The following is an 11,584-nucleotide window of genomic DNA, read 5'->3' on the forward strand; positions in this document are numbered from 1 at the left end:
GATAGGATGTAAAAGGAGAAGAAGATGCAAATTTCAAGCCGATTTACCATTGCGACCCATATGATGATTATTATTGCAATGCAGGATACAGATAGTAAAGTAACCAGTGATTTTCTTGCGGCCAGTGTCGGAGTCAATCCAGTCATTATCCGTAAGACTTTATCACAACTTAAAAAAGCTGGATTGATTTCAGTTGCTCGTGGTACGGGAGGAACTGAGATAATAAAAGACCTTCAAGAGATCAATTTGTTGGATGTCTACCAAGCTGTGGAGTGTTTAGGAAAATCTGGTAAGCTCTTTAGTTTCCATGACAATCCAAATCCTAATTGCCCAATTGGTGCGAATATCCATGCAGTCTTGGACCAAAAGCTGTTCGATGTTCAAGCAGCGATGGAAAACCAACTTCGTCAGACGAGTCTGGCTCAGGTTGTAGCCGATGCTCAGAATAAACTGTCTAAGTAAGAGGACTAGGCTCCTCTTTTTCTATTGCCATAATTATGGTACAATGTAGTCATTAAAGGAGGAGACTATGTACTTTATTACAGGATTTTTCGTCCTACTTTTTTTGATTTCATTTTTTAGGGACAATCGCAGTCTCTGGAATCCAGCTCTCTTGCTTTTATCTCTGCTCTTTTCTTACCTGTCTATTGCCAATCTTTTTTATGAAGCTGGGCAGGAAGAAGTGCACATGATTTTCTTTGCAGGGATTTTTCTCCTGCTGCCTTTTTTAGTTTTTCTAAGTGGCTTTTTTCTGATTTATAACGGATTTGTATTGTTGAGAAAAGAAGGAAAATCCAAGGCAAATTATTTGTCTCTGGGGCTAGGGTGTGTGATTCTATTCTTTTTTGTAATCATGGCGATTCGAGTGAGCGATACCAAGGGCTTGTTTTACACCAATCATCTAGTGAATATTATCTTTTTCTTTTTGATTTATTCGTATTTGATTTTTGGTTTTGCCTTTGCAGGATTTCTGCTTTATTCCATTCTGTATCTTTTCATTCCTAAGAAAAAACATTATGATTTTATTATCATTCACGGAGCAGGCTTGTTGAATGGAGAAAAAGTCACTCCCTTACTGAAGAGTCGCATTGACAAGGCAGTAGAAGCCTATCGCCAGTCTCTCAATCCCAATGTTAAAATCATCGCAAGTGGTGGTCAAGGTGGGGATGAGAAGATTTCCGAGGGTCAGGCAATTTGTAATTATTTGCTGGAAGAGACGGATGTTCCGAGAGAAGCGATTCTCCTAGAGGAAGACTCAACGACGACCTATGAGAATCTTCTCTTCTCAAAAGAAATGGGAGAGAAGCTGGTGGCCAGTCCACGTTTTCTCTTTGTGACCAATGATTACCATGTTTTTCGTACCAGTACCTATGCTCGCCGTATTGGGATGAAGGGAGATGGTCTTGGTTGCCGTACAGCCGCCTACTATATCCCATCGGCCTTTATTAGAGAATATATTGCTCTATGTGTGAAGATGAGATGGCTTTTTCTCGCCTTCTATATTTTATTAATTTTAGCTCTGATTTTCTCCTATAGAGGTGTTCTATGGTAATATGTAAAATTCATATTGTAATTCTTGTTAGAATCTCTAAAAAATCTTGTAGTAACCCTGAGGGAAAAATTGTCACTAGTAATGAAAGAGCAGGGTAAGTGATTGTGAGTGCGGTTTTTGGAACGGCTTTATGATTGCTCGTCAATCAATTGAACAATTTCTAACCTAGTTGCAGATTTTCAGAGAGAGTCAAAAATAGGCAACTGAATATGAGTAGACTAGAATTTTACAGTCAACTACAAATAAAAATGTGAACAGCAACAGAGGTTCACATTTTATTTTTGGTCTATGGCAAAATGGCTTTTAGTTCCTTCAGGATAGTTTGCAAGGTTACGATCGCTTGTTCTCCTTGTTGTGGTTGATAGAGTAGCTGGAAATACTTGCGAATAGTTTCTTCAAATTGTTTAGGGAGGAGAGTACAATTGGTCTTTGCGTACTCCAACATTCGTTTTTCACCAGGATGGGTTTGCTCATTGAGCGCAAATAACAAGTCAAAGTAGGAAGCAAAAAATTCACTCGTACGATGATTCATACTAAGAAGATCTTGGCGTTTGATCGCTTTTTCTATTTGGTGAGAGAAGGCAGGCATGGCTTGTTCTAGCAAAAGGAGTTGCCTTTCAATGATTTGCTTTTTGAGTTCCTGTGGATAGGGAATCTGGTAAGTTTTTTGGAGCGAAGCATAGTGTCCATTCGGATCGTATAGAATCTTGCTGTGGAGTAGATTGTGCCACATACAGGTTGTATAAGAGTTTTGGGCTTGATGCTGAAAAACAGTTGAGTTTAGTTCTTGTTCAAACGACTCCAGCGAACGATAAATCAACTCGATTTCGATACCGTTGTTTAGTACACAGTCGTCCTCTAACTCCCAAAACTGGTTTCCAATTTCCATATAGGAGCAATAGTTGCTAAGAATGATTTGACGAGTTTTTTCGTCAATAGGTGAGTTAAGATAGACATAGACATCATAGTCAGAATTTTGATCGTAGTTTTGTCCTGCACGTGAACCACCAAGAGCGATAGCTTCTACTTGTTCCAGTTGAGAGAATTCTTTGTAAAGTTCGTGGATCATTGTTTTTCTCCTTGCTTTATGGTTTTAAAGTCAGTTTATCAAAAAGTAAAACGTTTGCATAGCATTAAGTTGCTACTTTTTCATTTATAGCAAAAAATGTGAACGTCTATTTTTGTTCACATTTCTTTTTTTATTCTGCTGCTTGTTGCCAACGTTTGGCTAGCATGCGAGACAGGCTAGAGATTGCTAGGTTAAAGCTGAAGTAGATGAGGGCAATCAGGATATAAAGACTGAAGACCTGCTCTGGTTCGAAATAACGACCCATGAGAATTTGGCTGGCGCCAAAGAGTTCTTGTAGAGCGATAACAGAGTAGAGAAGGCTGGTATCCTTGATCACAGTTACAAACTGAGAAATGATAGCTGGCAGCATTTTACGGATCGCTTGTGGGAGAATGATGTAGTAGAGGATTTGCGCATAGGTGAATCCTTGTGACATTCCTGCTTCGTACTGGCCCTTGTCCACGGCATTGAGGCCACCTCGGATAATCTCAGCCAAGGCTGCTGAGGTAAAGAGGGTAAAGGCTGTAATACCAGCTGGTGTGGACTTCATCTTAAACACCAAAAAGATGGTGAAAATCCAGAGGAGGTTGGGAACGTTACGTACAAACTCGATATAAATGCTGGATATGATACGCAAGATAGGATTTTTCCCATTTCTCATGACGGCTAGCACTGTTCCGATAAGGGTCGAGAGGACGATAGCAATCAGAGAAATGTAGAGAGTCAAGCCAAATCCTTTAAAGATAAAGACTAGGTTATCTGGGGTTAAAACTTCTAAAATAGATTCCATAGTAACCTCCTAAAGTGAATAGGCTTTTTTGTTGGCTTGCTCCATCTTGCGACCAAACTGGGCAACAGGGAAGCATAGGGCAAAGTAGAGAAGAGCAGCACCTAAAAAGGCTGGGATATAGTTTCCGTTGAGAGCTGACCAAGACTTGGTCACAAACATCAAGTCTACTCCAGAGATGATAGCTACGGTAGAGGTATTCTTGATGAGGTTAACGATTTGGTTGGTCAAAGGAGGAAGGATGATACGGAAGGCCTGAGGCAAGATAATCAAGCGCATGGCACTGATATAGGTAAAACCTTGTGACAAGGCGGCCTCCATCTGACCGCTAGGAATAGACTGAATCCCTGAACGAATAACCTCAGCGATATAAGCGCCGTGATAGAGTCCCACGCAGAGAACAGCAGTCCAATAAATCGGAATCATGATGGTGTGTTCACTGATAAGAGGCAAACCATAAAAGACGATGACAAACTGCACCAAGAGGGGAGTATTTTGATAAAATTCGACAAAGATACGAGCCAAAACGCGCAAGAATGGGCGTTTACTAGTTGACATGGCCCCAAAGAAGATGCCCAAAACCATGGCGAGGATAAAGGAACCAATCGCTAGGGCAAGTGTGAAGAGGAAACCATTGAAAAATTGTCCAAAATCCTGAAAATAGGCTGTCCAAGATGATAAATCTGTCATGGGGTGTCCTCCTTAATCTGCTGTGTGGCTAGATGGTTTGAGCTTGTAACGGTCATAAAGTTTCTGCAAACTACCATCCTTGCTCCATTTGGTGACCAAGTTATCGAGATAATCGTTGAGCTCGGTGTTTGATTTCTTGGTAACAATACCGTAGTCAGATGGTTTAAAACTATCATCTAGTAGTTCTGTTCGTTTACTGGTGTAGCCAGACAGGATAGAGCGGTCCACGGAAAAGGCATCAATACGATGAGCGTGAAGGGAAGTAATCAATTCTGGGTAGGAACCAAGTTCTACAAATTTAAACTTCAAGCCTTTCTTTTTACCCAGTTCAGTAATCAAGCGCTGGGTGATGGAACCTTGGGCAACCCCAATCGTTTTGCCGTTTAGGTCCTCAATACTTTTGATGTTGGCGGATTTATTGACCAAAAATCCAGAAGCATCCGTATAGTAGGGACTGGTGAAGTTGTAGAGTTTTTTACGTTCTTCTGTGATGGTAAAGGTCGCGATATCCAAATCGACCTGTTCATTGTCAAGAAGTGGGCCACGGGTTTGAGCGGTAACAGGAACGTAGCGAATCTTAACCTTGAGTTCGTCTGCAATCATCTTGGCCAAGTCCGTTTCGATACCAGAATAAGTCCCTGTCTTGGGATCCTTGTAACCAAAATTCGGAACGTCTTGTTTCACACCGACAACTAGTTCGCCTCTTTTTTGAATGTCTGCGACGCTGGTATCGGCTTGGACTGGTTTGGCAGCAGCAAGGCTGAAAAGGCTAATCAATAATGCGGATAAAAAAAATTTCTTTTTCATAGGCGCCTCCTTATTTGACTTTGTCACTTTCGTGGTTGATAATTTTGCTGAGAAATTGTTGGGCACGAGGTTCGCTTGGATTGTCAAAAAAGTCATCGACATCTGTCGTATCTACTAAAACCTCTCCGTCGGCCATAAAGATGATGCGGTCCGCAACTTCACGGGCAAATCCCATTTCGTGGGTAACGATGATCATATTCATCCCGTCATGTGCCAGTTTTTGCATAACTGCTAGAACATCTCCAATGGTTTCAGGGTCAAGAGCAGATGTTGGCTCATCGAAGAGGAGGAGCTCCGGATGCATGGCGAGACCACGTGCGATGGCGATCCGCTGTTTTTGTCCACCAGATAGCATGGCGGGATAGGAATCTTTCTTGTCCCACATATTTACAAATTCCAGATATTTTTTGGCTGTTTTTTCAGCTTCTTTTTTATCAATTCCTAGAACTTTTATGGGTGCAAGTGTTACATTTTCTAACACCGTTTTGTGTGGATAAAGGTTAAAATGCTGGAAAACCATGCCGACTTCCTTACGAAGAGGAACTAAATCTTTCTGACTAGCACCTGCTACTTGGTGTCCATTGACTAGGAGACTTCCTTTGTCAACAGCCTCTAAACCATTAATCGTACGGATAAGAGTGGACTTCCCAGAACCAGAAGGTCCAAGCAGGACAACAACTTGTCCTTTTTCAAAACGGAGATTGATGTCGCGGAGTGCGTGGTAGTCTCCGTAATATTTTTCGACGTGTTTAAATTCTACTAAAGCCATGAGAAATCTCCTTTGTGTTAGATTTTATAACATGATTCTACAACAAAAGAATGTTCTTGTCAAATCATATCTGAAAAAAATTAGTAAAATTGTAGTAAAAAGTAATCAAGATAGAGAAAATACCTAAATCATGTTATAATGAAACGATAGAATTCTTAGAAAGAGTGGATGTTTTTTTGATAACTCCTACTTATGAATGGCAGTTTGCCCCGCAGGTTGAAGATGCGGATTTTACAAAGATAGCCAAGAAGGCTGGGCTGGGTCCTGAGGTGGCTCGGTTATTATTTGAAAGAGGGATTCAGGATGAAGAAAGTCTAAAGAAGTTTTTAGAACCTTCTTTAGAGGACTTGCATGACCCCTATCTGCTCCATGATATGGACAAGGCAGTGGAACGGATTCGTCAGGCCATTGAAGGAGGGGAGAATATCCTCGTTTACGGTGACTATGATGCGGATGGCATGACCTCAGCTTCTATTGTTAAGGAAAGTTTGGAACAACTTGGTGCCGAGTGCCGAGTTTATCTGCCTAATCGCTTTACAGATGGCTATGGTCCCAATGCCAGTGTCTATAAATACTTTATCGAGCAAGAGGGAATTTCCTTGATTGTGACGGTGGACAATGGGGTTGCTGGCCATGAAGCCATTGAATTGGCCCAGTCTATGGGAGTGGATGTCATTGTGACCGACCACCATTCCATGCCGGAAACCCTTCCTGATGCCTACGCCATTATTCATCCTGAGCATCCGGATGCGGACTATCCTTTCAAACAGTTGGCCGGATGCGGAGTGGCTTTCAAGCTTGCTTGCGCCCTTTTAGAAGAAGTGCAAGTGGAATTGCTTGATTTGGTCGCTATCGGTACCATTGCGGATATGGTAAGTTTGACGGATGAAAACCGTATTTTGGTTCAATATGGTCTGGAAATGTTGGGGCATACTCAGCGCATTGGACTACAAGAAATGCTGGACATGGCTGGGATTGCTGCTAATGAAGTAACGGAAGAAACGGTTGGCTTTCAGATTGCCCCTCGTTTAAATGCCTTGGGGCGATTGGATGATCCCAATCCTGCCATTGATTTGCTGACTGGGTTTGACGACGAGGAAGCTCATGAGATTGCCCTCATGATTCACCAGAAAAACGAAGAGCGTAAGGAAATCGTACAATCCATCTATGAAGAAGCTAAGACCATGGTGGATCCTGAGAAGAAGGTCCAGGTTTTGGGCAAGGAAGGCTGGAATCCTGGCGTTCTGGGTATCGTTGCTGGTCGTTTGTTGGAAGAGCTAGGGCAGACGGTTATTGTTCTTAATATAGAAGATGGTCGTGCCAAAGGTAGTGCTCGTAGTGTGGAAGCGGTTGATATTTTTGAAGCTCTGGATCCCCATCGCGACCTCTTTATCGCCTTTGGCGGCCATGCTGGTGCAGCAGGAATGACGCTGGAAGTGGAGAAACTTTCAGATTTATCTCAGGTTTTGGAAGACTATGTCCGTGAAAAAGGCGCAGATGCTGCTGGCAAGAACAAGTTAAATCTAGATGAAGAACTGGATTTAGAGTCGCTTAGCTTGGAAACGGTCAAAAGTTTTGAACGCTTGGCACCTTTTGGAATGGACAATCAGAAACCTGTCTTTTATATCAAGGATTTTCAGGTCGAAAGTGCCAGAACCATGGGAGCAGGCAATGCCCACCTCAAACTAAAAATTTCCAAGGGTGAGGCGAGCTTTGAAGTGGTAGCCTTTGGACAAGGTAGATGGGCGACAGAGTTTGCTCAAACCAAGAATCTAGAATTGGCAGTCACCCTGTCTGTCAATCAATGGAATGGCCAAACGGCCCTCCAGTTGATGATGGTAGATGCGCGTGTGGAGGGGGTTCAACTCTTTAATATTCGTGGGAAGAATGCAGCCTTGCCAGAAGGAGTTCCAGTCTTGGACTTTGCTGGAGAATTACCAGAATTAGCGACTAGTGATGCTGTGGTTGTGAAAACCATTCCTGAGGATATTAGCCTGCTTAAGAGCGTTTTTCAGGAACAGAATTTCTCTGCTGTTTATTTCAAAAATGACATTGAGAAAGCCTATTATCTGACAGGTTATGGGACCAGAGAGCAGTTTGCTAAACTCTATAAGACCATTTACCAATTCCCTGAGTTTGATATTCGTTATAAGCTTAAAGACTTAGCAGCCTATCTCAATATCCAACAAATCTTACTGGTCAAGATGATTCAAGTATTTGAGGAACTGGGCTTTGTGACGATCAAAGATGGTGTTATGACAGTCAATAAAGAAGCAGCGAAAAGGGAAATCGGAGAAAGTCAGATATACCAAAATCTCAAACAAACTGTAAAAAATCAAGAAATCATGGCGCTGGGGACAGTGCAGGAAATGTATGATTTCTTAATGGCAGAAAACTAGAAGATAGGAAAGAGTTGGGCAACCAGCTCTTTTTTGGAAACAAATCTTCATTTTGAAAATTATCAAAAAAATGATATAATGGTAGGAAAAGATTCGGCTGAGAGTTTTAGAACTTTTAGAATAAGAGGGTGAACCTACCCTATAATCAAGATAAACTAAGGTTTCGGAGGAAAAATGAGTAATATCAGTTTAACAACACTAGGTGGTGTGCGTGAAAACGGGAAAAATATGTACATTGCTGAGATTGGCAATTCAATTTTTGTTTTGGATGCGGGGCTTAAATATCCTGAAAATGAACAACTTGGGGTCGACGTCGTCATTCCAAATATGGACTACCTTTTTGAAAATAGCGATCGTATCGCTGGGGTCTTCTTGACCCACGGGCATGCGGATGCTATTGGAGCTCTGCCTTACCTTTTGGCAGAGGCTAAGATTCCTGTGTTTGGCTCAGAGTTGACCATCGAGTTGGCAAAACTCTTTGTCAAAGGAAATGATGCTGTTAAGAAATTCAATGACTTTCATGTGATTGATGAGAATACGGAGATTGACTTTGGAGGAACTGAGGTTTCCTTCTTCCGTACAACTCACTCCATCCCAGAAAGTTTGGGAGTCGTCTTGAAAACTCCAAAAGGTAGCATTGTTTACACAGGTGACTTCAAGTTTGACCAGACAGCTAGTGAATCCTATGCGACTGATTTTGGTCGCTTGGCCGAGATTGGTCGTGAGGGTGTCTTGGCTCTTCTCAGTGACTCGGCTAATGCGGACAGCAATATTCAGGTGGCGAGCGAGAGTGAAGTTGGAGAGGAAATTACCAATACCATTGCAGACTGGGAAGGTCGTATCATCGTTGCGGCTGTTGCCAGCAACCTCTCTCGTATCCAGCAGGTCTTTGATGCTGCGGCGGACACAGGTCGTCGAGTTGTTTTGACTGGATTTGATGTTGAAAATATCGTCCGCACAGCGATTCGTCTCAAAAAATTGTCTCTAGCCAACGAAAGTCTTTTGATCAAACCCAAAGAAATGTCTCGTTTTGAAGACCATGAGTTGATTATCCTTGAGACTGGTCGTATGGGTGAGCCTATTAATGGACTTCGTAAGATGTCTATCGGACGCCATCGTTATGTGGAAATCAAGGATGGGGACTTGGTCTATATCGTAACGACTCCATCTATCGCCAAAGAAGCTGTCATGGCGCGTGTGGAAAATATGATCTACCAAGCTGGTGGTGTAGTGAAACTCATTACCCAAAGTTTGCGAGTATCTGGACACGGGAATGCGCGTGATCTTCAGTTGATGATTAATCTCTTGCAACCCAAGTATCTCTTCCCTATCCAAGGGGAGTACCGTGAGTTGGATGCGCATGCCAAGGCTGCCATGGCAGTTGGGATGTTGCCAGAGCGCATTTTCATCCCTACAAAGGGAACGACCATGTCTTATGAACATGGAGACTTTGTTCCAGCTGGAGCAGTCTCTGCAGGTGATGTCTTGATTGACGGAAATGCCATCGGGGATGTTGGAAATGTGGTCCTTCGTGACCGTAAGGTCTTGTCAGAGGATGGAATCTTTATCGTGGCGATCACTGTCAACCGTCGTGAGAAGAAAATTGTGGCTAAGGCCCGTGTTCACACGCGTGGATTTGTTTATCTTAAGAAGAGTCGCGATATTCTTCGTGAAAGTTCAGAATTGATTAACCAAACGGTAGAAGAGTATCTTCAAGGTGATGATTTTGACTGGGCAGAGCTCAAAGGCAAGGTTCGTGACAATCTGACCAAATATCTCTTTGATCAAACCAAGCGTCGCCCAGCAATCTTGCCAGTCGTGATGGAAGCAAAATAATAAGCAGAATACCTACAGAAAAAGTCGAAATTCGGCTTTTTCTTATAGAATAGTATAAAGGAGAAAACCATGGCAGTTATGAATATTGAGTATTACTCAGAAGTTTTGGATATGGAGTGGGGAGTTACCGTACTCTATCCAGATGCTAGTAGGGTGACTGAACCAGATTGCACAGATATTCCTGTCCTTTATCTTTTGCACGGAATGTCGGGAAATCAAAATAGTTGGCTCAAGCGAACTAATGTCGAACGTTTGTTGCGCGGGACCAATCTCATTGTTATCATGCCCAATACAAATAATGGCTGGTACACAGATACTCAGTATGGCTATAACTATTATACAGCTCTAGCAGAAGAACTCCCCCAAGTCATGAAACGTTTCTTCCCCAATATGACCAGCAAGCGAGAAAAGACCTTTATAGCAGGCCTCTCCATGGGAGGTTATGGTTCCTTCAAACTCGCTCTATCGACGAATCGTTTTTCTCATGCGGCTAGTTTTTCTGGTGCGCTCAGTTTTCAGGAATTTTCTCCTGAAAGTCAGGATCTGGGGTCACTTGCCTACTGGCGAGGAGTTTTTGGAGAGATTAAAGACTGGACAGCTAGTCCTCATTCGCTTGAAAGCATGGCTGCAAAATCCGATAAAAAGACTAAACTATGGGCTTGGTGTGGGGAACAAGACTATCTCTACTCTGCCAATAATCTCGCAGTGAAAAACATCAAAAAACTTGGTTTTGAGGTGACCTATAGTCATAGTCCAGGTAAGCACGAGTGGTACTACTGGGAAAAACAATTGGAGCGTTTTTTGGCTACTCTACCAATTGACTTTGTTTTGGAAGAGCGCTTATCTTAGTTTTAGGTTTCTTTCAGCTTTCTTCAGTAAAATAGAGAATCTATCTTGATCAAGGAGAATGTGATTTCAAGATAGGTTCTTATTTTTATGAAAGGTGGAGCGTCATGTTCTGGATTATTCGACTATTCTTCCGATTTCTTTTGGGAATTTGGCGTTTCTTCTGGCGTCTGGTTTGGACCGTGGTCATTCTACTTCTCATTGCCTTTGGAGTGGTTTGGTATCTGTCTGGTGATTTTCATTCTGCGGTCAATCAGGTTGAAAAAATGAGCAAGATTGGTCAAGGTGGCTGGAATCAATGGAGGGAGACGGGAACGCTGGAAGTCTTGTCTCAGACAGACAGTCACCAACATGCAGAAGGAAAGTGGGCTCAGACCTCAGCTCGCATCTATATTGAGCCTCAAATGGATGAGACCTTCCAAGGTGCCTATGCAGAAGCTATAAAAAACTGGAATCAAACGGGAGCCTTTACCTTTGAGGTGGTTGCAGATCCTAGCCAGGCAGATATTGTGGCAAGTGAGATGAATGATGGATCGACCGCTGTAGCAGGTCAAGCCGAAAGTCAAACCAATTTGTTAACCAATCAATTTATATCTGTAACGGTTCGCCTGAATCACTATTATCTATCCAATCCAAACTATGGTTATTCTTATGAACGGATCGTGCACACGGCGGAGCACGAACTGGGGCATGCCATCGGATTGGATCATACCAACGAAACTTCTGTCATGCAACCAGCAGGTTCCTACTATGGAATTCAGCCTCAGGATGTGACAGCTGTTCAAGAACTCTATACCAGTAGCGACTAGATGAAGTCGGTGCAATCCGA

Annotated in this window: 11 protein-coding genes; 6 read left to right on the forward strand and 5 right to left on the reverse strand. The window is 42.6% G+C overall.

Going from position 1 to position 11,584, the window contains the following annotated elements:
* Positions 1 to 24: 24 nt before the first annotated feature.
* Positions 25 to 462, forward strand: coding sequence for an Rrf2 family transcriptional regulator (locus tag ACVBD2_RS02725; protein ID WP_125838491.1), 438 nt, complete (start codon positions 25 to 27; stop codon positions 460 to 462).
* Positions 463 to 529: 67 nt separating this feature from the next.
* On the forward strand, positions 530 to 1,552 hold the full coding sequence (locus ACVBD2_RS02730; protein WP_000273627.1) for a YdcF family protein: 1,023 nt from the start codon (positions 530 to 532) through the stop codon (positions 1,550 to 1,552).
* A gap of 286 nt (positions 1,553 to 1,838) precedes the next feature.
* Here the strand turns inward: ACVBD2_RS02730 and ACVBD2_RS02735 are convergent, their stop codons facing one another.
* The 5 genes from ACVBD2_RS02735 to ACVBD2_RS02755 form a co-directional block, all read right to left on the reverse strand.
* Positions 1,839 to 2,621, reverse strand: a complete 783-nt coding sequence (locus ACVBD2_RS02735) for a DUF4037 domain-containing protein (protein ID WP_125838493.1) — start codon at positions 2,619 to 2,621, stop codon at positions 1,839 to 1,841.
* Positions 2,622 to 2,751: 130 nt separating this feature from the next.
* Positions 2,752 to 3,411: an amino acid ABC transporter permease gene (locus ACVBD2_RS02740; protein WP_125838495.1), complete on the reverse strand. Its 660-nt coding sequence runs from the start codon at positions 3,409 to 3,411 to the stop codon at positions 2,752 to 2,754.
* A gap of 9 nt (positions 3,412 to 3,420) precedes the next feature.
* Entirely contained in the window at positions 3,421 to 4,098 is a 678-nt protein-coding gene (locus tag ACVBD2_RS02745; protein WP_000131126.1) for an amino acid ABC transporter permease, read from the reverse strand.
* Between the two features lie 12 nt (positions 4,099 to 4,110).
* Entirely contained in the window at positions 4,111 to 4,905 is a 795-nt protein-coding gene (locus tag ACVBD2_RS02750) for a transporter substrate-binding domain-containing protein (RefSeq protein ID WP_461686049.1), read from the reverse strand.
* A 10-nt stretch (positions 4,906 to 4,915) separates the two neighbouring features.
* Positions 4,916 to 5,674, reverse strand: coding sequence for an amino acid ABC transporter ATP-binding protein (locus tag ACVBD2_RS02755; protein ID WP_461686050.1), 759 nt, complete (start codon positions 5,672 to 5,674; stop codon positions 4,916 to 4,918).
* Between the two features lie 176 nt (positions 5,675 to 5,850).
* On the opposite strand from ACVBD2_RS02755, the gene recJ reads away from it, so the two are divergent.
* The 4 genes from recJ (at position 5,851) to ACVBD2_RS02775 (ending at position 11,564) form a co-directional block, all read left to right on the forward strand.
* A complete protein-coding gene (gene recJ / locus ACVBD2_RS02760) occupies positions 5,851 to 8,073 on the forward strand; it encodes a single-stranded-DNA-specific exonuclease RecJ (RefSeq protein ID WP_461686051.1) in 2,223 nt (740 codons plus the stop codon).
* Between the two features lie 174 nt (positions 8,074 to 8,247).
* A complete protein-coding gene (locus tag ACVBD2_RS02765; protein ID WP_461686052.1) occupies positions 8,248 to 9,909 on the forward strand; it encodes a ribonuclease J in 1,662 nt (553 codons plus the stop codon).
* Positions 9,910 to 9,978: 69 nt separating this feature from the next.
* Positions 9,979 to 10,758 (forward strand): alpha/beta hydrolase, encoded by a 780-nt coding sequence (locus ACVBD2_RS02770; protein WP_461686053.1) that lies wholly within the window; start codon positions 9,979 to 9,981, stop codon positions 10,756 to 10,758.
* Positions 10,759 to 10,862: 104 nt separating this feature from the next.
* The gene (locus tag ACVBD2_RS02775) at positions 10,863 to 11,564 is read left to right on the forward strand and encodes a M57 family metalloprotease (RefSeq protein ID WP_461686054.1); all 702 of its coding nucleotides are present in this window, start codon (positions 10,863 to 10,865) and stop codon (positions 11,562 to 11,564) included.
* Positions 11,565 to 11,584 lie beyond the last annotated feature (20 nt).

The sequence above is a fragment of the Streptococcus sp. KHUD_018 genome, assembly GCF_054861215.1.

What these genes read in the sequence shown, in the direction of transcription:
- ACVBD2_RS02725 (WP_125838491.1), top strand. Translation starts at nt 25, where the DNA reads ATGCAAATTTCAAGCCGATTTACCATTGCGACCCATATGATGATTATT.
- ACVBD2_RS02730 (WP_000273627.1), top strand. Translation starts at nt 530, where the DNA reads ATGTACTTTATTACAGGATTTTTCGTCCTACTTTTTTTGATTTCATTT.
- ACVBD2_RS02735 (WP_125838493.1), bottom strand. Translation starts at nt 2,621, where the DNA reads ATGATCCACGAACTTTACAAAGAATTCTCTCAACTGGAACAAGTAGAA.
- ACVBD2_RS02740 (WP_125838495.1), bottom strand. Translation starts at nt 3,411, where the DNA reads ATGGAATCTATTTTAGAAGTTTTAACCCCAGATAACCTAGTCTTTATC.
- ACVBD2_RS02745 (WP_000131126.1), bottom strand. Translation starts at nt 4,098, where the DNA reads ATGACAGATTTATCATCTTGGACAGCCTATTTTCAGGATTTTGGACAA.
- ACVBD2_RS02750 (WP_461686049.1), bottom strand. Translation starts at nt 4,905, where the DNA reads ATGAAAAAGAAATTTTTTTTATCCGCATTATTGATTAGCCTTTTCAGC.
- ACVBD2_RS02755 (WP_461686050.1), bottom strand. Translation starts at nt 5,674, where the DNA reads ATGGCTTTAGTAGAATTTAAACACGTCGAAAAATATTACGGAGACTAC.
- ACVBD2_RS02765 (WP_461686052.1), top strand. Translation starts at nt 8,248, where the DNA reads ATGAGTAATATCAGTTTAACAACACTAGGTGGTGTGCGTGAAAACGGG.
- ACVBD2_RS02770 (WP_461686053.1), top strand. Translation starts at nt 9,979, where the DNA reads ATGGCAGTTATGAATATTGAGTATTACTCAGAAGTTTTGGATATGGAG.
- ACVBD2_RS02775 (WP_461686054.1), top strand. Translation starts at nt 10,863, where the DNA reads ATGTTCTGGATTATTCGACTATTCTTCCGATTTCTTTTGGGAATTTGG.